Origin of the sequence: Phyllobacterium zundukense (assembly GCF_002764115.1) — a bacterium.
Classification (GTDB): Bacteria; Pseudomonadota; Alphaproteobacteria; order Rhizobiales; family Rhizobiaceae; genus Phyllobacterium; species Phyllobacterium zundukense.
Map to the genome: position 1 here is coordinate 540,871 of NZ_CP017943.1, position 20,666 is coordinate 561,536.

18 protein-coding genes and 2 pseudogenes are annotated in these 20,666 nt (G+C 56.5%); 15 read left to right on the forward strand and 5 right to left on the reverse strand.

What is annotated here, in order from left to right; all coding sequences use genetic code 11:
- The first annotated feature begins 169 nt into the window (after positions 1–169).
- From BLM14_RS28225 to BLM14_RS28240, 4 genes are all read left to right on the forward strand, one after another.
- On the forward strand, positions 170–1,666 hold the full coding sequence (locus tag BLM14_RS28225; protein ID WP_100003349.1) for an aldehyde dehydrogenase: 1,497 nt from the start codon (positions 170–172) through the stop codon (positions 1,664–1,666).
- Positions 1,667–1,724: 58 nt separating this feature from the next.
- A complete protein-coding gene (locus BLM14_RS28230) occupies positions 1,725–3,785 on the forward strand; it encodes an oxidoreductase (RefSeq protein ID WP_100003350.1) in 2,061 nt (686 codons plus the stop codon).
- 72 nt (positions 3,786–3,857) lie between these two features.
- A complete protein-coding gene (locus tag BLM14_RS28235; protein WP_100003351.1) occupies positions 3,858–5,174 on the forward strand; it encodes an aspartate aminotransferase family protein in 1,317 nt (438 codons plus the stop codon).
- Between the two features lie 25 nt (positions 5,175–5,199).
- Positions 5,200–5,583 (forward strand): RidA family protein, encoded by a 384-nt coding sequence (locus tag BLM14_RS28240; protein WP_100003352.1) that lies wholly within the window; start codon positions 5,200–5,202, stop codon positions 5,581–5,583.
- 344 nt (positions 5,584–5,927) lie between these two features.
- Here BLM14_RS28240 and BLM14_RS28245 read toward each other — a convergent pair whose 3' ends face one another.
- From BLM14_RS28245 to BLM14_RS31490, 4 genes and pseudogenes are all read right to left on the reverse strand, one after another.
- Entirely contained in the window at positions 5,928–6,110 is a 183-nt protein-coding gene (locus BLM14_RS28245; protein ID WP_100003353.1) for a hypothetical protein, read from the reverse strand.
- A gap of 34 nt (positions 6,111–6,144) precedes the next feature.
- A pseudogene (locus BLM14_RS28250) lies at positions 6,145–6,654 on the reverse strand (L,D-transpeptidase); the annotation flags it as partial.
- A 116-nt stretch (positions 6,655–6,770) separates the two neighbouring features.
- Positions 6,771–6,989, reverse strand: coding sequence for a hypothetical protein (locus tag BLM14_RS32585; protein ID WP_157929625.1), 219 nt, complete (start codon positions 6,987–6,989; stop codon positions 6,771–6,773).
- Between the two features lie 33 nt (positions 6,990–7,022).
- Complete coding sequence (locus BLM14_RS31490) at positions 7,023–7,400, reverse strand: hypothetical protein (RefSeq protein ID WP_162293249.1); 378 nt, start codon at positions 7,398–7,400, stop codon at positions 7,023–7,025.
- On the opposite strand from BLM14_RS31490, the pseudogene BLM14_RS32505 reads away from it, so the two are divergent.
- Positions 7,297–7,593: pseudogene (locus tag BLM14_RS32505) on the forward strand (NAD(P)H-dependent oxidoreductase); the annotation flags it as partial. The gene BLM14_RS31490 and the pseudogene BLM14_RS32505 overlap by 104 nt on opposite strands.
- 121 nt (positions 7,594–7,714) lie before the next feature.
- On the opposite strand, the gene BLM14_RS32285 reads toward BLM14_RS32505, so the two are convergent.
- Positions 7,715–9,061, reverse strand: coding sequence for a protoporphyrinogen/coproporphyrinogen oxidase (locus BLM14_RS32285; RefSeq protein ID WP_100003356.1), 1,347 nt, complete (start codon positions 9,059–9,061; stop codon positions 7,715–7,717).
- 205 nt (positions 9,062–9,266) lie between these two features.
- Here BLM14_RS32285 and BLM14_RS28270 point away from each other — a divergent pair, with 205 nt between their 5' ends.
- The 10 genes from BLM14_RS28270 to BLM14_RS28315 all read left to right on the forward strand — a co-directional run bounded on the left by BLM14_RS28270 (position 9,267) and on the right by BLM14_RS28315 (position 20,642).
- Positions 9,267–10,358: an ABC transporter substrate-binding protein gene (locus BLM14_RS28270; RefSeq protein ID WP_100003357.1), complete on the forward strand. Its 1,092-nt coding sequence runs from the start codon at positions 9,267–9,269 to the stop codon at positions 10,356–10,358.
- A gap of 182 nt (positions 10,359–10,540) precedes the next feature.
- Positions 10,541–11,176: a TetR/AcrR family transcriptional regulator gene (locus tag BLM14_RS28275; protein WP_100003358.1), complete on the forward strand. Its 636-nt coding sequence runs from the start codon at positions 10,541–10,543 to the stop codon at positions 11,174–11,176.
- A 149-nt stretch (positions 11,177–11,325) separates the two neighbouring features.
- Positions 11,326–11,991 (forward strand): TetR/AcrR family transcriptional regulator, encoded by a 666-nt coding sequence (locus tag BLM14_RS28280; protein ID WP_100003359.1) that lies wholly within the window; start codon positions 11,326–11,328, stop codon positions 11,989–11,991.
- A 97-nt stretch (positions 11,992–12,088) separates the two neighbouring features.
- The gene (locus BLM14_RS28285) at positions 12,089–12,949 is read left to right on the forward strand and encodes an ABC transporter permease (protein ID WP_157929626.1); all 861 of its coding nucleotides are present in this window, start codon (positions 12,089–12,091) and stop codon (positions 12,947–12,949) included.
- Positions 12,949–13,761: an ABC transporter permease gene (locus BLM14_RS28290; protein WP_157929627.1), complete on the forward strand. Its 813-nt coding sequence runs from the start codon at positions 12,949–12,951 to the stop codon at positions 13,759–13,761. Before BLM14_RS28285 ends, BLM14_RS28290 begins: the two co-directional genes overlap by 1 nt.
- A 1-nt stretch (position 13,762) precedes the next feature.
- Positions 13,763–14,854 carry an ABC transporter ATP-binding protein gene (locus tag BLM14_RS28295; protein WP_100003362.1) on the forward strand — a complete coding sequence of 364 codons (1,092 nt, stop codon included), beginning with the start codon at positions 13,763–13,765 and terminating at the stop codon, positions 14,852–14,854.
- A 217-nt stretch (positions 14,855–15,071) separates the two neighbouring features.
- A complete protein-coding gene (locus BLM14_RS28300) occupies positions 15,072–16,442 on the forward strand; it encodes a protoporphyrinogen/coproporphyrinogen oxidase (protein ID WP_157929628.1) in 1,371 nt (456 codons plus the stop codon).
- Positions 16,443–16,447: 5 nt separating this feature from the next.
- On the forward strand, positions 16,448–17,494 hold the full coding sequence (speB, locus tag BLM14_RS28305) for an agmatinase (RefSeq protein ID WP_100003364.1): 1,047 nt from the start codon (positions 16,448–16,450) through the stop codon (positions 17,492–17,494).
- 187 nt (positions 17,495–17,681) lie between these two features.
- A complete protein-coding gene (locus BLM14_RS28310; protein ID WP_100003365.1) occupies positions 17,682–19,202 on the forward strand; it encodes a class I adenylate-forming enzyme family protein in 1,521 nt (506 codons plus the stop codon).
- A 12-nt stretch (positions 19,203–19,214) separates the two neighbouring features.
- Entirely contained in the window at positions 19,215–20,642 is a 1,428-nt protein-coding gene (locus BLM14_RS28315) for an aldehyde dehydrogenase family protein (RefSeq protein ID WP_100003366.1), read from the forward strand.
- Positions 20,643–20,666 lie beyond the last annotated feature (24 nt).

Consider the following 20,666-nt stretch of genomic DNA (forward strand, 5'->3'; position numbering starts at 1 on the left):
GATTCTCAGCCGTGCGGCCAACCCTCACGGCGCATTCGTGTGTTCTAAATTAAGTAGCTGATTTTCCTAATTAAATTGCAGAAAATTTCGCACCATTGAGTTGACAAAACGTAGGGTTCTGTATTTCATTAATCGATATCAATTACCGATTAATGAGAAAGGGCACGCAATGACTTCGCAACCGATCAATTGGCATGGTGAAGCCGCCAATCTGACTTTCCGCAACAATGCTTTTATCGACGGTAAATTCGTTTCCGCTCAATCCGGTGATGTGTTCGACGCAATCAATCCAGCAAACGGAAAGATATTGACCAAAGTAGCGTCCTGCGATGTGGCCGACGTTGATATCGCTGTGCATTCAGCGCGCAAGGCCTTTGAGGCGGGCGTATGGTCGCGTCGCAGCCCGGCAGAGCGCAAGAAGGTCCTCCAGCGGTTTGCCGAACTCATGTATAAACACGCTGACGAGCTCGCTTTGCTCGAGACCCTTAACATGGGTAAGCCCATCAGTGATGCACGGTCGATCGATGTCCCCGGTTCCGCAAACACCATCGCCTGGTATGCCGAGGCTATCGACAAAATCTACGACGAGATCGCGCCTACGGGACACGGCGCGCTTGGAATGATCACACGGGAAGCGGTCGGTGTTGTTGCGGCGGTGGTTCCCTGGAATTTCCCCCTGTTGATGGCATGCTGGAAGCTCGGCCCGTCGCTTGCGGCTGGCAACTCGGTGATCCTCAAGCCAGCGGAGCAGTCTCCTCTGTCAGCACTTCGTCTGGCAGAGTTGGCTAGTGAGGCTGGCGTTCCCGATGGCGTCTTCAATGTGGTGACCGGTCTCGGCGAAACTGCAGGCAGGGCGCTCGGCCTGCACATGGACGTCGACATCGTCACGTTCACCGGATCGACAGAGGTCGGGAAGCTCTTCATGGGTTATTCGGGCCAATCCAACCTGAAGCGCATTGCCTTGGAATGCGGCGGTAAAACCCCGCATATCGTCATGGCGGACTGCGCCAATCTCGACGAGGCAGCGACGGCGGCCGCATTCGGCATCTTCTTTAATCAGGGTGAAGTGTGCAACGCCGGGTCCCGCCTGCTCGTGGACCGCAAGATCAAAGACGCGTTTGTCGAAAAAGTCATCGCTGTCGGAAAGACCCTAATCCCCGGCGATCCTCTCGACCCGCAGACCAAGATGGGCGCGATCGTCAGCAAGAACCAGTTGGACCGCGTCCTGGATTATATTGAGGTTGGCAGCAAGGAAGGGGCGACGCTGCTTTCCGGCGGCAAGCAGCATCTCACCGAGACAGGCGGCTACTTCGTTGAGCCCACCGTGTTTGACGGCGTTACCAACTCGATGCGCATCGCGCAGGAAGAAATCTTCGGACCGGTGCTCGCGACGATTTCATTTGCCGATACGGACGAAGCCGTCAGGATCGCCAACGACACGATATATGGCCTCGCGGCGGCCGTGTGGACAGACAATATTGACACCGCACTGTCGACCGCACGCCGCCTTCGGGCAGGATCCGTATGGGTCAATAACTTTGACGAAAGCAATATCACCGTTCCGTTCGGCGGATACAAGCAGTCGGGGTTTGGCCGGGACAAGTCCCTTCATGCGATCGACAAATACACCGAGCTTAAGACCACTTGGATCAAGATCCGCGCCTGATTCAGGCGACCACTCAACAGCCGGTCACATTCCGTAGCAGATAGATTAGGGGCTTATAGTGCGCGATCCGCGTTTTGATATCTTGTTTGAAGCGGTCCAGATCGGACCCCATACGGCGCGTAACCGGTTCTACCAGACTCCGCACTGCAACGGCATGGGCAATCTGCGTCCCCAGGCCCACGCCGCCATGCGCGGCGTGAAGGCTGAGGGAGGTTGGGCGGTCGTCAACACGGAACACTGCTCGGTACATCCCTCGGGCGACCTCATGCCCGAAGTCCTTCAGATGTTATGGGATGACGGGGACATTCCGCCGCTCGCGCTCATGGTTGATGCTGTTCACGAGCACGGCTCACTTGCGGGCGTCCAGCTTGCCTATCCCGCATATTACAACGCTAACAGGCTCACCCGCGACGTTCCGCTTGGCCCAATGGACCGTCCTGTCAGCGGTCATCATCCTATCCAGGTTCGGGCGATGGACAAGCAGGATATCCGGAATCTTCTTGGCTGGTGGAAGGCAGCGGCCAACAGGGCGCGGAAAGCGGGTTTCGACATCCTCAATGTTGACGCCAATTTTTCCACGATTGCCTTCCAGTTCCTTTCGCCACGAAACCAGCGTACCGATGAATATGGCGGCTCCCTCAAGAACCGTATCCGTCTCTTGAAAGAGCTGATCGAGGTCACCCGCGAGGGCGGAAGCGACCAATGTGCCGTCAGCGTCCGTCTCATTGTGGACGAGCTTTTTGGAAATTTGGGCTTGCGGGCACCGGATGAAGGTATTGAAGCCATCGGGATGCTTGCAGAACTGCCGGATCTCTGGGATCTCGTGATCGGCACGTGGGCGGACGACTCCCCCACATCACGGTTCGCACCTGAAAACGATCACGAGCCGTTCATGGTCGGCGTCAAGGCGGTCACCACTAAGCCCGTCATCGGAGTCGGCCGTTTCACTTCCCCGGACACAATGGCCAGCCTTATTCGCCGCGGCGTTCTGGACATGATTGGCGCGGCGCGGCCGTCTATCGCGGACCCCTTTCTGCCCAAAAAAATCGAGGAAGGACGATACGAAGACATTCGCGAATGCATCGGCTGCAATATTTGCGTATCCAGCCATTTCGCCATGACGAACCTGCGCTGTACGCAAAACCCTACGATGGGCGAAGAATGGCGCCGCGGTTGGCATCCTGAGCGGATCGCACCAAAGAAGCAGGACAAGAGCGTTCTCGTGGTAGGCGGCGGTCCGGCCGGACTCGAGTGTGCCCGTGCTTTGGGCGAGCGCGGGTATCGAGTTACTTTGGCTGAGCGCGAAACGAAGCTCGGCGGCAGAGTGACGCTCGAAGGCGAACTGCCTGGTTTGCGGGAATGGCTGCGGGTTCGCGACTGGCGTGTTACGCAATTAAACAAGCTTGCGAACGTCGAGGTCTATGTCGGAAGCGAACTGACCGCTGCGGACGTCGCCGAATTTGATCCAGATCACGTAGTGATCGCAACGGGATCGCACTGGAGAGCTGACGGTATAGGTCGCGCCTCCCATCTTCCTTTAAAAATGGCAACGGCAATGCGGGTCTTTACTCCAGATGACATCATGCGCGGCGTCAGCCCTAAGGGAAGGATCACCGTCTATGACGATGATCACTATTACATGGGTTCGGTGATTGCCGAGAAGCTGGCATTGGAGGGAAATGATGTCACTCTTATCACGCCAGCGTCTGACGTTTCGTCATTCTCAATAAACACGCTCGAAAACATTCGGGTGGCACGGAGGTTGTTTGACCGCAACGTCAAAATGATAACGCACTCCAGCCTTGTCGAGGGTAAGAAGGATACGGTGCTCGTTGGTGATGTGCGAACGGGGGCAAGGGCGGAGTATTCTGCCGACGCCTTGGTTCTGGTCACCTCGCGTCTCCCGAATAGCCAGCTTTTCCACACGGTTAGCAGTCATTACGGCCATACAGAAGGCAATCCGAAAGTATCTCGCATCGGCGATTGCAACGCGCCCGCAGCTATTTATGCGGCCGTCTATTCCGGGCACCGGTTTGCCGAGGAATTCGACGTCGACACTCCGCTGCTGCGCCGCGAGCGGATCGACCTCATTAAATCGGGAGCGATTGCCGACTGCTGACCGCCTTAGTCAGGATCGACGAGCCGTCTCACGCAAGAAGGCGTCGATCCATGCCATGTTGAGGAGAACACCATGCCAAATAAAACGAATACAAAATCGGCCGAACTGTACGAGCGCGCCAAACGAGTCATGCCTGGGGGAAACACACGGACAACCGTCTTCCGCACGCCGCACCAATTCTACGCCCAGAGGGGCGACGGCTGCCGCATCACAGACGTGGACGGCAACGTCCGCATTGACGCTGTCGGTAACTTTACCGCCCTGATCCATGGATACGGGAATAAACGTATTCTGGATGCAGCCCGTTCCCAGATCGAGGTCGGTCCCTGTTACGGCATGTCAACAGAGAGCGAGATCCGGTTGTCGGAGCTGCTCTGCGAGCGTCTTCCCTCCGTGGAGCAGCTTCGATACACCAATTCGGGCACCGAAGCCGTCATGAATGCCATCAAAGCGGCGCGTGCCTATACGGGACGCTCCAAGATTGCTAAATGTGAAGGCGCCTACCATGGCACCTATGATCCTGCCGAAGTAAGTCAGGACGCCGGTCCTTCGACCTGGGGCGATATCGAAAAGCCGAAAAGCGTACCGACTGCAAAAGGAACTCCACAGGGGGTCCTGGACGACATCGTCGTCATTCCGTTCAACAATGTTACGGTGGCGGAGAAAATCCTGCGGGCGGAGGGCCATGCGCTAGCTGCGGTTCTAGTGGATGTCATGCCCAACCGGGCAGGGCTCGTTCCGGCCAGACCGGATTTCCTGGCGATGCTGCGCCGCGTGACCCGCGAGTTCGGAGCTCTCTTGATCCTTGATGAGGTAATCACATTCCGGCTTGGCTATAATGGCGCCCAGGGTCGTTTTGACGCCGATCCTGATTTTACAACGCTGGGCAAGGTAATTGGTGGGGGCTTTCCGATCGGGGCCATCGGTGGCCGCGCAGAGGTGATGTCGGTTTTCGATCCGAGCAAAGGCGCGCCAGCCGTTCCCCACGGGGGCACCTTCAGTGCAAATCCAATGTCGATGATGTGCGGCATTGCCGCCGTTGAAGAATTGACGCCCGAAGCGTTCGAAAAACTCGAGAATCTAGGCCACCGCTTCGAACACGGCGTCCGCCAGCTGTTTCAGATGCACGGAGTTGACGGCCAGGTGACAGGCATCGGCTCCTTGCGTCGAGTCCACATGACGAACGCTCCGCTGAGCGATTATCGGTCGACTTTCGCAGCTGCTGAAGGTCCGCAGCGTGTAGCGGCGCTCGCCAGAGCGCTTTTCGACGAAGGAGTGATGATCGCCGGCAATGGTCTCATGGCGTTCTCGACACCCATGAGAAAGGACGACATTGATGAGATCCTTTCAGGCTTCGACCGAGCCCTTAAAACTGTAGCAGCGCACTGACGCTCGTTCTTTAAAAGGAATTAAGATGATCCGCGATCGCGTTGAAGTCACCAATAAGTGGGGTAATTTAATTGGTTACTCCCGCGCCGTGCGCGCGGGTAACCAAATCTTTGTATCCGGCACGGCGGCCTCGGGCCCTGATGGGGCGTTGCATCCAGGCGACGCACTTAGGCAGACTGAAGTCATTCTTGCTCGCATCAGTGAGGCTCTTGCGACAGTTGGTGCTGGGCTCGCCGATATCGTGGAGACTAGAATCTTCTTGCGCGACATGTCAGATTGGGAGGTCGTGGGGAAGGCACACGGTGCAGTCTTTGCTAATGTGCGCCCTGCGACAACGATGGTACAGGCAGGTGGTCTCATCGACCCGGATTTTCTTGTTGAAATTGCAGCAACAGCAATTGTCGCCTAAAGCAAGGAGCGTCGGTTATGAAGCCCCGCTCCGCACGCGAAACGGCAGCGATGCTGGGTGCGTGGCCTCGCCCGAAATGAAAGTCGCGGCATGCATCAGCGGGACGACCAACTTGGAAACCGACCTTTACTACAATCGACGCATCCTCGTCGGCGGTATATACGAAGTCTGGACCGGGCCGGATCCTCAACCGAATCTGGAACTGGTATCATGATAGACCTCGTCATCGAAGAGCACTGCTCAGGCCGCAATGCCTACTTCGCAACGATTCCGTGTAGGAGATGTAACAGCCTGAAAACAGGTTAGCTATAGGCAAAAGCCAATCTCTAATGTCGATGATAGAACTACCTTTGATATGTACCGTGGGCAACAAGAGCCGCCTGTTCGCGATGTTCAGTTTCATCCATCCGACCTGACACAGCTTCTCTAATCAGTTCGCTGATGGTGTCCGGATTATTTCTCATTTTTGGAATGATGAACTTCGGTTTCGTTCGCGTATGCGCTTCGAAGATCGCATACTGGCTCATGGAGAACTCGATCGGAATTCGGCCGCCGATACCTTTAGTTGATGAACCGGACAACGACGCCCGGCTTCACCATTCCAGCTAGCTCCTCGGCGTCCCGGTTCGTCAGACGAACGCAGCCATGCGACCCGACTTTGTTGATAAGCTCGGGATCAGGCGTTCCATGAATGCCGTAGGTTGGCTCGGTTAGATCGATCCACACACTTCCGACCGGCCCATTGGGGCCCTTGGGGATGGTGAGGACCTTGTCGTTCTTCCCTTGCTTAAAGTTGACCTTTGGGTTGTACCTAAAGACGGGCATCCGCGCGACGCCCTTCACCTTGTGCGTACCCCGTGGAGAAGGATTGTCCTCGCTGCCAACCGTCGCGGGGTACGCCGCTAGTATGACATCACGATTATCGTAAGCCGTGACTTGCCCAGCCGTCTTGTCGGCTTCGATGCGGGCCACCTTTCCTTGGCGCGGGGGACCCGGCATTGCCACCTGGACTGTCTCTCCAGGGACGAAATGCGAACCTGGATTAAGCGCAGTCAGCAGATCGATATGCATTCCGCAAATCGGAATTTCGCGGTCACGGAAAACTGATCAACCCTGCCTGATACTGCGTCGATTGGCACCGGAGCAGGGATATGCTGAGACACCACTCCACTTTTGATGCCGCTAGGCTATATACAACCGCCTAATGGCTTGCCGATCGTTCCGTTGTGCTTGCCGACGGCAAGATCGCCGCTGATATCAATATTCGGCTTGAGCGCCCCCGCCGCCATTCGGATCCCGCGTTTGCCAAATTGCGAGCCCGCCTCCTTGCCGAGCTTGGCGTGGAGGAGACGGGCGAAGACCGCCGGGCAGCACCGCGGGCTGCGCTGCACGACAAGCAAACCCATCAGCCCGTTTCTGTTCCATTTGGCGTTGGCGATTCAGCGCTGGCCGGGCGAACGTGGCTGAACCACTAAGCGATAGCTGTTTCCCTCCTGTTCCTTCTTCTGGATATTGCTCATGACAAAACTTACCCGAACATCAATTTCCTGGAATGCCAATCGCCGGCAGTTTCTGGCATTCGGAGCAGGCGCACTTGCACTCGGATTGAACCCCGCATTGCTGCAAGGAGAAGACGCCAATTTCTCCGGTGTAACGTCGTGCGCTCGCATTTCGGTTACGAGGAAACCGAACTCGAAGAAGCGTTGGGCGTCTATGAGGCAATCTGACGGTTCGCAGCTTCCGGACCCGAATCCTTTTTTACTTCCCATCCCCAGAATTGGAGACATCCGTGAACTTGCTACATCTTGTTCAAGCATTCTCGCCACCGCATCTGTCAGCCGACAACTGTCCAAAGATATCGTCGAAAGATTGAAGGCGGAGAGTCCCGCCACCTCCGTCACTTATCGTGACCTTGCTGCAAACCCGATTCCACATCTTTCGGGGGAGTATATCGCAGCTTCCACCGCTGCGGCCGGCCAGCATGACGGCGCGCTTCAGCATGATCTCGCCCAGAGTGCCGCGGTTCTGGAGGAGTTTCTGGCGGCTGATATCGTCGTGGTCGGAGTAGGGATGGGCGCAGACCTCAGTGACGTGGCCTTGTCCCTGCGCCCACCAATGGCACCAAAAACGCCTATCTGGCTCGATCCGGCCAATGGTTTTGAAGCAGAGCCGCGATATGTCGCCCGCTCGCGCAGGCGCCGCCTGTGTGGGACTGCGACAGATAATCCCCGCAGAAGTACAGCCGGGAACGGTGATCCTGCTGCTGGTTAAGGAAGCCGCCCACCATTGTTGCATAGCCTGGATACCAGAGTGGCAGCATGTCATCCCACCATTGCTCTGCAACCCCGCTAATCCTCTTGCTGATACCCGGATACAGTCTTTCTACCTCGTCTCGCACGTACTCATCGAGCCGATTTTGCCCACCTTCCCGTTCGATCTGCTCAGACAGTTCGGGAGTGATTTCGCACTGCAGGTACGGGGGCTGGTGATGGCCATCAGGCACAAGGTCATCGTGCGGCATCGCGTAAAACAAAGAGAATTTGCATTCGGACTGCCGTGTGAACCATCGGAAATGATGCTCGAGCGGGCCTGGTTCCAAGGCGTAGTAAATCCGGGCACCCCTGTTGTAGCGAACCTTCGAGAAGAAGCCGCGTTGCGCGCTGGTCAACCCATCGACGATCTCCGTCACTTTCGTGCCGGGAACTGCACACACCAGGAAATCAGCCTGCGTTGTCGAGCTGTGACCATTCTCGTCCCTATACGTCACCGAAACCCCTGGATCGTCGATTGCAATCGATGTTACGGTCGCCTTCAATTTGACCCTCAGTTTGCTGCTCAGTGTCCTCGTGAGATGACCAATCCCGGACTTGAACGATAGAAGATCAGCGTTCACGACGTGTCCGAGAAGACTGAGAAGGTACGCCTTCGAGATTTGTTCTGGCTCCCAGTGCCAAGGCGCTCGGAAGTATGGCTCGATGTAGTTTTCGAGGAATTCCTTACTGACTTTGCGGGAAATATAGTCGGCGACATTCTCGTCGTCGATGTGCGCAGCAGTATGCATCAAGCATGGATCGGTCTTCCGGCCGGCCTGAATCATGTCAGGCAAGAGGTTGGCTAGCTTGGCCTTGGTTTTGAGACCAAAGGCCGGATGAGTGAGCAGGAAAACCGGATCAAACGTCAGCTTGAGCTTATATTCGCGGCTTCCATTGTCGACCTTATATCCACCGTTGCGATCGGGAAACACATAGAGGTCCTCCGTAAGTCCGAGTTCCTTCACAAGATCAAACATGACCTTGTTGAACGAAAAAAGCACCGATGCGCCGGTGTGGACATTTACGCCGCTGATGATACGGTCGGCCATACGCCCACCGGCAAACTCATCGCGCTCCAGAACCGTTACGTCCATGCCCGCTTTCTTCAAATCGTAGGCTGCCGACAGTCCGGCAATTCCGGCGCCGACGACGATCACCTTCGCCATGGATCTCTCCCATTTCGATGACAGCGGGAGGGTATCTGATCAAATTATAGAGTCAATTCTTTTTTAGAGCCCTGACTATGAATTCATAGCCAGTGCCCTTTGGCGCTCGTCCTCTTCTTCCCTACAAAGCCTGAAATGACCTCTTGATGTAGAGTTAAATCTTTAATAGAGTTCACTCTAGCAATGGCAAAAAGGGGAACGACAAATGATTTTCAGTCCACTGCAAGCGCATAAGAACGACATGCTTCAGATGAATCGCAGAGATCTGCTCAAGATGGGTACGGGCGCATTGTGCCTGAGCGCCCTTCCATCATCGCTCTGGGCGCAGAGCAAAGAAATCACGCTGGCGAATTTCGGAGGGGACGCTGTCAAAGCGACAGAGATCGCCTACGGCGAACCCTTTACGAAGGAGACTGGGATCGCTGTTCGTGTCGACGGCGCCTCCCCCCTTCCGGGAAAAATAAAGGCGATGGTGGAGTCCGGAAACATCGTCTGGGATATCTGTGAAGCCGATGGTTTCACGAGCCAACAGTTAGGAGAGAGCGGCGTTCTGGAGCCGATCGATTACTCTGTAGTCGATAAGGCCAATATCCGCCCGGGGTTTGTTTTTCCGTTCGGCGTTCATAACTACACGTACAGTTACGTGCTCGCCTACGACAAAACGAAGTTTCCAGACGGCGAGCCGACGTTCGAGGATTTCTTCAACCGCGAGAAATATCCAGGCAAACGTACCTTGTGGAAATATCAGTGCGGCGCGACGGAGCCCTGCCTGCTTGCGGACGGCGTGACGCCCGATAAGCTGTACTCGATGTCTGCCCAGGAGCATGTTAAAAAGGCGCTCGCGAAGGTGAAGACCCTGGAGGATGATATCATCTACTGGGACTCTGGAGCCGATAGCCAGCAGATGTTCATCGACGAAGAAGTGATCATGGGCGTGATCTGGTCGTCCCGCGCAGCCAACCTCGAAAAGGACACCGGTGGAAGGGTAACCTGGACCTGGAAGCAGGGACTGTTTTGCCCGGGTGCCCTCGTGATTCCAAAGGGCGCACCTGGCACCAAAGAGGCGCAAAAATTCCTGGCCTCTATCCTCGTTCCCGAGCGGCAGTTAGCCGCCCTCGAGATGTTGGCACAAGGGCCGAGCAATCCTGCGACCCTTGCGTTGGAAACCCACGAGATGAAACGCGTCGATCCGGGGTATCAACCCAATCTCGATCAGCAAATCGTGCGAGGTGAGGACTGGTACGCGAAGAATTACGATGCTGCGGTCGCTGCGTGGTACGACGGTATCGCAAACTGACGGACGGGCGGAGGCTGCTGTGCAGCCTCCGCATTTCGAGATTTGGGCTGACCGGCCACGAACCATTGAGGCGTGCGTTTACAATTACTTTGGCAAACTCAGTGGACAACGCTCGGTCATGCGCATGGTTGTCTACAGGCGCCGGCTAGGTTAGAGATGAATCTTCTTTTGGAGTTCAGTCTATGGCCGCACTTAGAGCATTACAAAAAGAACGAAGAATTCAGGCGATCCTGGCGGCCGCCGGGGAGGAATTCCGGAACGTCGGCTTCAGCGAAGCCAAGATTGAAGTAATCGCGACCAAGGCGGAAGTGGCACCCGCAACCATTTACAATTACTTCGGCGACAAAGCGGGCTTGCTGCTCGAAATGTTCCGGGACCATAGCATGCAAACCCGGGGGCTGATGGTTCAGGCGGTGCAAAACCCTCCGGACGATCCACTCGAGGCTATCGATCGATATTTTGCGGCGGTGTTTGACCACTCAATGCATGACCTTTCACGAGAATTGTGGTGTGAGGCATACGCAGCGAGTTACTCTGCCCCTGCGGCCACACTTGGTGGCATCGTCTCTGAAACGGATGCACGCCTTTTCAAAGACATGAAGTCGCTGTTCGGTACCCTTCAAGAGCGAAAATCCCTCGGTAGCGCGATCGCCGCATCCGACTTGGCCGAAATTGCCCTGGCCGTGGGGAACCTTCAATGGTCCCGCTTCCTTACCGGGCAAATTGATCTTGAGGTGGCGCGCACGGAGGCGATCCGCCAAATTCGTATCCTCCTTGATCGAGCCAACGTCAAACCCACATCTGCAGTGTCGCGCTAAGTTCGCGTGTTTCACTGCACCTTAACGGCTTCTTGGCCGATCTTAGGCTAATTGTTTGTTTTTACGAGGGAACTTGCTATCACTGACTCGCGCGACAAACTTAGTCATAACTCTTGCTTTAGATAAATTTCTTTCATAGAGTTGACTCTATGAATAATCTTCGAGAAAAGCGGCGCATAAAGCGAGCGACCGCGATTGTAACGGCCGCGGAGGCCGAGTTCCGGCTCGCGGGCTTTGCCGCCTCTAGGGTTGACGCGATAGCGGCCCGAGCAGAAGTATCCCCTGCAACCATCTATAACTACTACGGCGATAAGGCAGCCCTCCTTCTGGAGGTATTTCGACGTCACAGCGCTGTGACGCGCACGATCGTGTCGAAACTGATCCGGTGCCCTCCATCCGACCCGATTGTCGCAATAGACCGGTATTTTACGACCATTTTCGACCGTTCCATGCGGAATCTCTCGCCCGCGCTTTGGAGAGAAGCTTACGCGGAAAGCTATGCCGGACCACCGGCACGCTTTGGTGGAGTGGTCCGCGCTTTTGATGACGCTGTCTATGAGGAAATGCGAGAGCTATTTGAGGCTCTTCAGCGGACGGGCACGGTTAAGGTCCCCATCTCCTCAGAGGATCTCGCTGAACTGGGGCTATCCGTTGGAAACCTGCATTGGTCGTTGTTTCTGACAGGGAAGACGAGCCTGGCATCCGCGAAAGAAGATGCAACCCGACAAATCAGTATCCTACTGGGTGATGTGTCTATGGGGCCGAATAAAAAAAGCGACGGTAACGACGCGGTAGCGACAAAAACACGCTCATAAAGGGGAACACAATGTATCTTAAATCCGGGTTGAATGGTGACCTGCCACGCTACTTCTTCATAGGCATGCGCTCATGCAATCGGGCAGAGTTGATGCCATGATTGACCGCTTTTTTCCTTACAAGCGGGCCGCGGAGGCACCGTATCAATCATTTGCCTGGATGGCAGCAAGCCTAATCGCTGTGCTCTACGCGATACCTATGACCGGGCTATTCCTTTCCTCTTTCGGCATCCCTGGTTCGCCGGGCGTTTCCGCCTACACAGACATGCTCGCGTCTTCGGCCGTGCGGAATGTCATCTGGATCACGTTCAAGGTTTCTATCGTCACCACGGTCATTTCGGTGGTGATCGGCTATATCATCGCCTTGGCGATCATCCATTCGAAAGGCGGCGCCAAATCCTTTCTTCTTGCCTTGGTGATCATACCGTTTTGGCTATCGGCGCTCGTGCGTGCGCTTGCCTGGCTTATATTGCTTCGCAACAACGGGCTGGTGAACGAAACGCTTCTTTCGCTAGGCCTTGTGTCAGAGCCACTAAAGCTCGCTCGAAACCAACTCGGGGTCCTGATCGCGATGGTTCATTTCTGTGTCCCGTTCGCGGTCTTTCCAATCTTAGGCGCGATAAACGCCTTAGACTCGCGGCATCTCATGGCTGCCAAGAGCCTCGGAGCTACTCAATTCCACGCTTGGAAAGACGTACATTTCCCCCTGACCCTACCCTCGGTGATCTCTGCATCTTTCCTCGTTTTCGTGCTCTGTCTAGGATTTTTCGTCACTCCGGCAATCATCGGCGGTGGACGGGTCGTCATGGTGAGTGAGTATGTGAGCCTCTCGGTCCTCGTGACGCTGCGTTGGACAGCTGCCGCCGCGCTTTCCGTGGCCATTCTGCTTGCGACCATATGCTTCATGGGATTGGTCGGAAGGTTGGTCGGGTTTCGCCGGCTGATGGAGGGCGATTGATGCTTATGCTTTTCAACGGTCGCACCCGTCTGGTCCTGCTTTCTCTTGGATGGCTTTTCGGCCTCTTCCTCCTCGCACCAACACTCATTGTTTTCCCAATCGGCCTGAACGACAGTCGATTTGTCGTTATGCCGGATAGTATCTCACATCTCTCAATGCAGCATGTCGTGACCGTATTCACGGACCCGATGTGGCTGACCGGCATGCGAGACAGCTTCATCGTAGCCACAGCCACAGCTCTCATCTCGACTGCAATCGGCACAGCCTTCGCCATCGGCACTTGGCACGTCAAAGCTCGGTGGACGACGGCGCTTACCGTCTTGATTGTCTCGCCGATGATCGTACCGCCGATCGTGTCGGCCGTAGCACTTTATAAGATGTGGACTGCAATCGGCCTCTATGACACCTGGATTGGCGTCATCCTCGCTCATTCGATCCTGGCGACGCCGTTTGCGGCGCTAACAGTGTCTTCCTCACTCGCCCTGGTTGATCCGAAGCTTGAGCAAGCAGCCCGTAGCCTCGGAGCATCGAGGCTACGCACGATCGTTGATGTGATATTGCCGAACATCAAGGGCGGGGCCGCGGCCGGTGCTTTGTTTGCGTTCATCATGTCGTGGGACGAACTCGTCCTGACGCTGTTCGTGGCAAATCGGGTCGTCTACACGCTGCCGCGCAAAATGTGGGACGGCATCAAGGAAAATGTCGATCCTTCGGTCGCTGCCGTCTCCGCGCTGCTCATCATTCTCACCTTGATCGTTCTGGCCGTAGGAAACCTCCTGCGAGCATCCGATCCCATTCGACAGGATCATTGACATGAACCACTTCACCCAATCCGGCCACTCGGTCGAGATCCGATCGCTCAGCAAGCATTTCGGATCTGTTCGCGCATTGCATGACGTGTCTCTGGATGTCAGGGCGGGCGAATTCATAAGCCTTCTTGGGCCGTCTGGTTCGGGGAAATCGACTTTGTTGATGGCAATTGCGGGCTTCGTCGGATGCGACGGCGGCCAAATATTGGTCAATGGGTCGGACATTACGCCGCTCGCAGCCGAAAGGCGTTCGCTCGGAGTCGTGTTTCAGGGATATGCTCTGTTTCCCCATATGACGGTTGCTGAGAATGTCGCTTACCCTCTCAAACTGCGAAAGCTGCCGGGCGCCGAGATTGCCCGACTTGTGAAAGCGGTACTCGATCTTGTCAAACTTGCGGGCATGGAGGATCGGAAGCCCCGGCAACTCTCGGGCGGCCAACAGCAGCGCGTGGCTTTAGCTCGGGCCTTCGTGTTCCAGCCAAGCGTGGTACTCTTGGACGAACCACTTTCCGCACTGGACAAACAATTGCGCAGCGAACTGCAGTTCGAGCTGAAAAGCTTGCACGAAAGGCTTGGTACGACCTTTATCAACGTCACGCATGACCAGGAGGAGGCGATGGCAATGTCCGACCGAGTTGCCATTCTCCGCAATGGCAAACTGGAGCAGGTGGGTACGCCCCAAGACGTCTATAATAGACCGTCCTCGCGCTTCATTGCCGAATTTGTGGGCCATGCCGCAATTCTTCCTGGCTCGATTGTCGCGAATGACAACAATCTGATCACCGTGCAGTGCCGGGATTTTCAGTTTGTCGTTCCAGAAGCGGCGTACGCGGGCAATGATCGTGATGTAAATATCGTCTTGCGGCCAGAAAGGCTTCGGTTGCGACCCGGTGTGGCGTCGGAACCTGGCGCGCTGCAAGGCAAGATTATCGGATCGGCGTTTCTCGGCCCGCAAAGCGTCTACATGGTAGAAACCCCATTCGGTCCAATAAACGTAAGCATGCCGTCGTCGATGCGCGATGACGCATTTTCTGTCGGAAGTCCGGTGCGAATAGAATGGGACGCCGGTGATGCGATCCTGGTTTCAGCCGCTTAGCTGCGGGTAACCCGTCATCGCCGGGGCATTCCGGCGCATCCATCTTCAATAGATAACTGATGGTTACTCCGCGGGAGTTTGCTCTTCCGCGAAGCGCTCGTCCCAGCGCGAAACCTCGGTGACGAGACCATTATCGAACCAGACAAAAATAGAGTTGACTCTATAAAAGAATTGGCTCTATTATCATTGGCACCTGCAAATGCAGCTGGAGGAAAGAATGAAAGTCATTGTGGTCGGTGCAGGGATTGCGGGCCTCGGGGCAGCATGGCGCCTTCGGGAAAACGGGGCGGAAGTCACGCTTGTCGAAAGCGACAGCGAAGTCGGGGGCCGTTGCCGCACTCACTATTGGCAGGACGGGTGGCGCGTCCGCGGCGCGTTTGCCTTCGTTGGGACGGAAGACAACCTCATCGAACAGAGCAAGGCACTTGGCATTTACAAGCCAGACGGTCTTACCAACCTCACCGAGGCTCATGAGCAATACCTTCTTCATCACGTCAAGGGCATTGTAAGACAGCCCTCGTTCTCCCCTGCGGACATTTTGAGGAACCCACTCCTGTCCATCGGGGAAAAGGCGTCGCTTGCAAAGATGCTCCCATCTCTTGCCAAGCAGATCGGGCGGAACGACCCCCGTGACCTGACGTCCGCGTCGGCGCTCGACACGGAGAGTGCATACGACTTCATGAAGCGCATCTCTCCGAATTTTGCGGACTACATCCTCGAGCCGACCATGCAGATGTTCTGTGGTTATGAGAAGGATGACTACTCCGTCGCATGGCTGATGTGGCTGATGGCCAGCTTTCCCTGGAGCGGGAGCTGGTGGTCTTTCAAGGAGCGCGGGGTCGGCATGCTCACCTATGCCATGGGCCAGCACTTCGAGAAGGATGCCGGCTGCGAAGTCCTGCTTGGTTCGAGGGTTGTCGACGTCACCAAAGCAGACAAGGTGCGGGCAACGATCCTGCAAGGCGAGACAACGCGAAAGATCGAGGCCGATGCGGTGATATTTGCCGTCCCTGCGCCGCTGGTCCCGAAAATGATGCCCACGCTCGACGACGAAAGGCTGAACTTCCTTCGCAGCGTTGGATACGTAGGTCACCACATCGTGCACTATCTATTCGACGCGCAGATGGACGAACTGCCGCCGTCCCTGCTCCTGCCCACAAAGGACGGTTTTGAGCGCGTTTCCAACCTGCACTTCTGGCGGAAGGGCAACAATCGGTTTCTTGCAAGCGGAGAACTCAAGGGGGCTTTTTGCGCCAGCACGCTGGGCGAAAGCGAGGACGCGATACTCGACCAAGCATGGGACGATTACGCCAGGGTCGAGCCGAAGATCGCCAATGCCGTTTTTGTTGACCGGCATCTGCAGCGAAACGACTTGGCGATTTGCCGCCGCGAAGCTGGCTTCGTGAAGCGCCTCGCTGCGTTCCGTCAAATGCCCGACCTCCCCGGGATCGCGTTTGCTGGAGACTATATGATCAACAGCACGGTAGGCCAGTCACATTGGTCGGGTCTTCAGGCTGCCGACAATATCCTCGGAGGCTCGCGAAACGCCTCCGGCGCCGTTGACCGTAAGCTTGGGGTGAGCAGGTGACAGGGATGACCGGACATAGCAAGTTGGAAGAATTGCGCGCCAAGTACGGCGACACTTCGGGGGGCAACTTCTACGATCCCCGCTTCAAGCGAGTGGCAGATAAGCTGTTTTCCAGCACTGGGACGCGCGTTGCGCCATATGCTGGCCTGCCAACATTTCTCACCGCACCATATCGTGCGCTGGGCGAAGACTTCGATCTCTCAGGCCTCGATGTCGCCCTCATCGGAGTACCGATGGATTTGGGCGTCACGAACCGTCCCGGGTCCCGTTTCGGTCCGCGGGCGCTGCGCACGATAGAGCGCATCGGACCGTACAATCACGTGCTCGATTGCGCGCCGGTGCATGAGTTGAGAGTTGCGGATATCGGAGATGTTCCTTTCGCAAGCCGGTATCGGCTGGAACACAGCCATCAGGATATCGAGGCTTTCTTCTCCAAGGTCGTCGAGCGCGCTGTCTTGCCTCTATCGGTTGGTGGCGATCATTCGATAACGCACCCGATACTGAAGGCAGTCGGCCGCGAAAGACCAGTTGGCCTGATTCACATTGATGCGCATTGCGACACTGGAGGAGCTTTCGACCAAACGAAGTTCCATCATGGCGGACCATTTCGGAATGCAGTTCTGGACGGTGTACTCGATCCGCAGAGGACGATTCAAATCGGCATTCGCGGCTCAGCCGAATATCTTTGGGAGTTCAGCTACGATTCCGGCATGACGGTAACCCATGCGGAGGAAATCACCTCCACCGGGATACCAGCCATCATCGACAGGGCACGGAAGGTCGTGGGTGATGGACCCACGTACCTCTCATTCGACATCGACAGCGTCGATCCGAGTTTTGCGCCAGGCACAGGCACACCGGAGGTCGGCGGCCTCACCACGCGCGAAACGCTCGAACTGATCAGGGGCCTCAAGGGCATCAATCTTGTGGGCGGCGATGTTGTGGAAGTTGCCCCGCAATACGACGCCACGACGAACACCGCTCACGTCGGCGCACAAGTCTTGTTCGAGATCTTGAGCCTTATGGTGTTCAGCCCATCGTTGATGCGCTGACATTGGTTTGCCGATGCTCCGCCGGAGAGGAGCCGGTGATGCGATCGGATCTTTGTTCGGAAAGACTGAAAAGGGACTGAAAACAGGGAGGAGCACATGATTCAGGAACTATCCCCTTCGGCACCATGGTGCCGGATAGGCCGCCTATTTCTCGCTCTGCAACCACATCGCGATCGGAGTTAGGGCAATGGAAAACGCTGTCATGACGACCGTGGCATCCGAAGCTTCGCAAAAGTTTGGGGATGCAATCGCGCTTACCCTCCCTGGCAACGAGAGCCTCACATTCAAGGAAATTGATCTCCGGGCAGGACAGTTCGCAGGCGGCCTTTTAAGCCTCGGCATATCGTCGGGCGACCGCGTCGTTCTCTACCTGCCTAACGGTTGGGAGTGGATCGTCGCCTATCATGCAATCGCGAGATTGGGCGCTGTCGTCGTCCCAGCCAATATTCTGCTGAGCCCGGACGAAGTTTCCTACATTGCTTCGGATTCGGACGCCCGAGCGGTGATTTTGCCAACGGATCGTCTGGATCAGGTCGAGCATACGAAGGGGAGGCTCTTTATTGCTCCGGACGGTGGCGACAGAGGCTTTGGCGAAGTTCTGAGCGGCCACTACTTGGCCCCCGTGGCGCGCGATCCGGACGATCTGTTCAAGATTGGCTACACCTCCGGCACCACGGGGCGGCCGAAAGGCGCGATGCTGACCCACGCGAACGTCTTCTGGAGCATGGCATCGACCGCGACAGTGCATGTCCGTCACAGGAGCGACGTCATTCTGTCCGCGCTGCCGCTTCCCCATGTCTATGGCAACATCGTCATGAACTCCGCAATGCAGAGCGGAGCGCGATTGGTATTGCTGCCCCGGTTCGAGCCCGCCCGCGCGCTCGAACTCATTGCTGCAGAACATGTGACACTCTTCGACGGTGTTCCGACGATGTACTATCAGATGCTGGCAAATCCGAACATCGCGACGGCCGACCTATCGTCCCTCAATCGATGCACGGTCGGCGGCCAGACCATGCCGACGGCCAAAATGGAAGCCGTTGTTGATCGTTTTGGATGCCCACTCTTGGAGCTCTGGGGCATGACAGAGGTTGCCGGACCCGCGGTCAGCCATTCGCCCTTCTGGCCAGCCCGGCACGGCTCTATCGGATTGGCTTTTCCCGCGATGGAAGTTCGGATCGCCTCGCTGGAACATCCGAACGACGATGCGAGAAACGGGGAGCCTGGCGAACTGATGGTCCGTGGACCGCTAGTGATGAAGGGATATTGGAACGATCCTTCTGCTACCGCTCTGGTGCTCGATGAAAGAGGCTGGCTTGCCAGCGGCGATGTCGCTGTTAGGGACGGCGATGGCTACGTTTTTGTCGTCGATCGAAAGAAGGACATGATCATCACTGCTGGCTACAACATCTATCCAGCAGAGCTCGAGCAGGTCGTCGCGATGCACTCCGGTGTAGCGATGGTCGCGGTCGCTGGAGTCCCAGATGAAGAAAAGGGCGAAATCGCCCAAGCCTTCGTCGTCCTCCATGCAGGTGTCACGCTCGAGGAACCCGAACTGCTGCTCCACTGCCGGCAGCATCTGGCAGCCTACAAGATCCCGCGCCGCATTGCTTTCGTTGAGGACCTACCGAAGACGAGCACCGGCAAAATCCTGCGCCGCACTTTGCGGGAGGATGCACGCAACCAGTCCACGAAACCAAGTGCTTAGGAGGAGGAGCTTATGAGTATTGATTTCTTCAACGACTATTCGATGACGATCAGCGGAAAGGCCGTTGGCGGCTCAGGTATGTTCGACGCCTTCAATCCCGCTTCCGAGGAGCGAATTGCTTCGGTTCCGGAAGCCAGCCTCGAGCAACTGAATACCGCGGTGGCCGCAGCCGAAGCGGCTTTTCCCCAGTGGAGCGCTCGGCCGATTGAAGAGCGCCAACAGCTGGTCTCCAGGATCGGCGATGTGATCGAAGAACATGCCGAGTCCTTCATGCGCCTGTTGACGCGCGAGCAGGGCAAGGCGCGAAAGGGCGCGGAATGGGAAATCGGTGGTTCTGCCTACTGGTGTCGCGAGATCGCCAAGCAGTCGTTGCCGGTCCATGTAACCGAGCTGTCAACGGACCGCCGCGTCGAGACCCGTCGAGTCCCGCTTGGCGTCATCGGCTGTATCACGCCATGGAACTTCCCTGTGCTGTTGGCTGTCTGGAAAATCGCTCCGGCGCTGGTGGCTGGAAACACGGTCGTTCTAAAGCCGTCTCCCTACACACCGCTGTGCACACTGAAGCTTGGCGAACTGCTGCGCGAAATCCTGCCTCCTGGCGTTTTCAACATCGTTTCGGGCGGCAATGAACTGGGGGCTTGGCTCACCAAGCATCCGAAGGTGAGCAAGGTGAGCTTCACAGGATCCACGGCGACAGGTCGGAAGATCATGGAGGCAGCCTCAGGCAATCTGAAGCGTATCACTCTGGAACTCGGCGGCAATGACCCGGCGATCGTTTTGCCCGACGTCGACATCAAGGAAACGGCTCAAAAACTGTTCTGGGCCGCATTCCAGAACAGTGCGCAATTCTGCGTCGCCGCCAAGCGGCTCTACATCCACGAGGACATCTACGATGAGCTCGCCGCCGAACTGGTGGCTTTTGCTCGCACGGTCAAGGTTGGAGACGGTTCCGATCAGGGCACCGACCTCGGCCCTATCCAGAATCGGATGCAATTCGAAAAACTTAAGGACCTCTTCGCTGACATCAAGGATCGCGGCCAGAACGTTCTTCTGGGCGGCGACATCGGCGAGGGACCGGGGTACTTCGTGCCGGTGACGATCGTGGACAATCCGCCCGAAGATAGCCGGGTGGTGATGGAAGAAGCTTTCGGACCCGTATTGCCACTGCTCAAGTTCAAGGACCTGGATGACGTCATCAAGCGCGCCAACAACACCGAGTACGGGCTTGCCGCGTCGGTGTGGGGCCGGGATATCGATGCTGCGCGTAAAGCAGCAGAGCGTATCGAAGCTGGCACCGTTTGGATCAACGAGATCCACACATTCTCTCCGCACGTGGCATTCGGCGGCCACAAGCAATCGGGGATCGGCATCGAAAACGCCCTCGAGGGGCTGGCAGAATATACGAATTCCCAGACGATCGTGGTGAACAGCGCGGCCTGAAACCCTAAGGATGGCGTTGGGTAA

Excerpts from the sequence above, each read along its gene's own strand:
- BLM14_RS28225 (WP_100003349.1), top strand. The coding sequence starts at position 170 with ATGACTTCGCAACCGATCAATTGGCATGGTGAAGCCGCCAATCTGACT.
- BLM14_RS28235 (WP_100003351.1), top strand. The coding sequence starts at position 3,858 with ATGCCAAATAAAACGAATACAAAATCGGCCGAACTGTACGAGCGCGCC.
- BLM14_RS28240 (WP_100003352.1), top strand. The coding sequence starts at position 5,200 with ATGATCCGCGATCGCGTTGAAGTCACCAATAAGTGGGGTAATTTAATT.
- BLM14_RS28245 (WP_100003353.1), bottom strand. The coding sequence starts at position 6,110 with ATGAGCCAGTATGCGATCTTCGAAGCGCATACGCGAACGAAACCGAAG.
- BLM14_RS32585 (WP_157929625.1), bottom strand. The coding sequence starts at position 6,989 with ATGGGTTTGCTTGTCGTGCAGCGCAGCCCGCGGTGCTGCCCGGCGGTC.
- BLM14_RS31490 (WP_162293249.1), bottom strand. The coding sequence starts at position 7,400 with ATGCTTGAACAAGATGTAGCAAGTTCACGGATGTCTCCAATTCTGGGG.
- BLM14_RS32285 (WP_100003356.1), bottom strand. The coding sequence starts at position 9,061 with ATGGCGAAGGTGATCGTCGTCGGCGCCGGAATTGCCGGACTGTCGGCA.
- BLM14_RS28270 (WP_100003357.1), top strand. The coding sequence starts at position 9,267 with ATGATTTTCAGTCCACTGCAAGCGCATAAGAACGACATGCTTCAGATG.
- BLM14_RS28275 (WP_100003358.1), top strand. The coding sequence starts at position 10,541 with ATGGCCGCACTTAGAGCATTACAAAAAGAACGAAGAATTCAGGCGATC.
- BLM14_RS28280 (WP_100003359.1), top strand. The coding sequence starts at position 11,326 with ATGAATAATCTTCGAGAAAAGCGGCGCATAAAGCGAGCGACCGCGATT.
- BLM14_RS28285 (WP_157929626.1), top strand. The coding sequence starts at position 12,089 with ATGATTGACCGCTTTTTTCCTTACAAGCGGGCCGCGGAGGCACCGTAT.
- BLM14_RS28290 (WP_157929627.1), top strand. The coding sequence starts at position 12,949 with ATGCTTATGCTTTTCAACGGTCGCACCCGTCTGGTCCTGCTTTCTCTT.
- BLM14_RS28295 (WP_100003362.1), top strand. The coding sequence starts at position 13,763 with ATGAACCACTTCACCCAATCCGGCCACTCGGTCGAGATCCGATCGCTC.
- BLM14_RS28300 (WP_157929628.1), top strand. The coding sequence starts at position 15,072 with ATGAAAGTCATTGTGGTCGGTGCAGGGATTGCGGGCCTCGGGGCAGCA.
- speB (WP_100003364.1), top strand. The coding sequence starts at position 16,448 with ATGACCGGACATAGCAAGTTGGAAGAATTGCGCGCCAAGTACGGCGAC.
- BLM14_RS28310 (WP_100003365.1), top strand. The coding sequence starts at position 17,682 with ATGGAAAACGCTGTCATGACGACCGTGGCATCCGAAGCTTCGCAAAAG.
- BLM14_RS28315 (WP_100003366.1), top strand. The coding sequence starts at position 19,215 with ATGAGTATTGATTTCTTCAACGACTATTCGATGACGATCAGCGGAAAG.